This is a genomic window from Herbaspirillum sp. B65 (assembly GCF_000333555.1).
In the GTDB taxonomy this organism is placed as follows: domain Bacteria; phylum Pseudomonadota; class Gammaproteobacteria; order Burkholderiales; family Burkholderiaceae_D; genus Herbaspirillum; species Herbaspirillum rubrisubalbicans.
This window is the reverse complement of sequence record NZ_BADI01000662.1, coordinates 1-1828: the sequence shown is the minus strand read 5'-3', so window position 1 is coordinate 1828 and position 1828 is coordinate 1. Positions and strand designations below refer to the sequence as shown.

The following is a 1828-nucleotide window of genomic DNA, read 5'->3' as shown; positions in this document are numbered from 1 at the left end:
ATCGGCGGCTGGNGCGCATCCCCTCGGCCCTGAACGGATTGACCGGTTTCAAGCCCACGGCGGCACGGGTGTCCATGCAAGGTGTACTGCCACTGTCCGCTTATCTGGACTCGATTGGCCCGCTGGCTGTATCGGTGCAATGCTGCGCCATCATGGATGCCGTACTGGCCGGTGAAGAGTATGTGGCCGTCACGCCTCACCCGCTGCGTGGCCTGCGTCTGCTGGCGCCGACCAATGTGGTGTGCGATGGCATGGATGATACCGTCGCCGTTGCCTATCAAACCGCGCTGGCCCGGCTCTCGGCAGCCGGTGCGGTGATCGTCGAGGAGGCAGTCCCCGCCTTCAACCAGTTGGCCGCCATCAATGCCAAGGGCGGCTTCACCGCCGCCGAGGCCTATGCCTGGCATCGTGCCCTGATCGCCGAGAACGCGGCCGGCTACGACCAGCGCGTGGTCTCGCGCATCCTGCGCGGCAAGGACATGAGCGCCGCCGACCTGCTGGACGTGCTGCACGCCCGCCCGCGCTGGATCGCCGAGGTCGAGGCACAACTGGCCGGCTACGATGCCCTGGTCATGCCCACGGTGCCCATCGTCGCGCCGCGCATTGCCGAGCTGCAAGCCAGCGATGAGGCCTACTACGCCGCCAATGGCAAGCTGCTGCGCAATCCCACGCTGATCAACTTCCTCGATGGCTGCGCGGTCTCGCTGCCCTGCCATGCGGCAGGCAGCGCGCCGGTAGGACTGTCGCTGGCCGCAGCCGGTGGCCAGGACAAGCGCCTGCTGTCCATTGCCCTGGCGGTGGAGACGCTGCTGGCTGGCTGAGGCAGCCCAATTTCCCTGACAGTTTCCTCGACGACAAGGCTTGCGTGCGCGCAAGCCTTTTTTATTGTTCACTTTTAAGCGCATTTACATGCTGTTACCGACAAGTATTGTCCCGTAGGGAACAAAGCAGCGCGGCAGACGCCGAATTGCTGGAAATTTCATTAGAATGCGCTTTTGCAGCGCAAGATGGCCGCCCTGGCAGGCCGGCGCTGAACAAACAGACAACAACCCTCCGGCATCAGCCACGACCACTCATCTGCATGGCAACCAAGAAAACAACCCCGTCCGATTACAGTGAATCATCGATCCGTGTCCTCAAGGGACTGGAGCCGGTCAAGCAGCGCCCGGGCATGTACACCCGTACCGAGAACCCGCTGCACATCCTCCAGGAAGTGATCGACAACGCCTCCGACGAAGCGCTGGGCGGCTACGGCAAGAGCATCATCGTCACCATCAATGCCGACGGCAGCGTCAGCGTGGAAGACGATGGCCGCGGCATCCCGGTCGGCCTGCACCCGGAAGAAAAAGTGCCGACCGTCGAGATCGTCTTCACCCGCCTGCACGCGGGCGGCAAGTTCGACAAGGGTTCCGGCGGCGCCTATGCCTTCTCGGGCGGCCTGCACGGCGTGGGCGTCTCGGTCACCAATGCCCTGGCCACGCGCCTGGAAATCACGGTCTGGCGCGAAGGTGGCGTACACACCCTGGCCTTCTCGGGCGGCGATGTCATCGAGAAGCTCAAGTCGCGCCCCGCCACCCGCGAAGACAAGAAGTCCGGCACCCGCGTCACCGTCTGGCCCGACGCCAAGTATTTCGACTCGGCCACCATTCCGCTGGGTGAGCTGCAGCGCCTGCTGCGCTCCAAGGCAGTGCTGCTGCCGGGCGTGAAGGTCACGCTCATCAACGCCAAGAACGGCGATACCCAGAGCTGGCAATACGACCAGGGCCTGCGCGGCTACCTGATGGAACAACTGCCCCAGAGCGGCAGCGGCGAAACCCTGATCCCGCTG

General features: G+C 64.3%; 2 protein-coding genes. Both read left to right on the top strand.

Going from position 1 to position 1828, the window contains the following annotated elements; all coding sequences use genetic code 11:
• On the top strand, nt 1-821 hold an 821-nt coding region (locus I5W_RS15755; RefSeq protein ID WP_044529940.1), incomplete at its 5' end, for an amidase family protein.
• A gap of 260 nt (nt 822-1081) precedes the next feature.
• Nucleotides 1082-1828, top strand: a 747-nt coding sequence (locus I5W_RS15750) for an ATP-binding protein (protein WP_044529939.1), incomplete at its 3' end; no start/stop codon positions are given.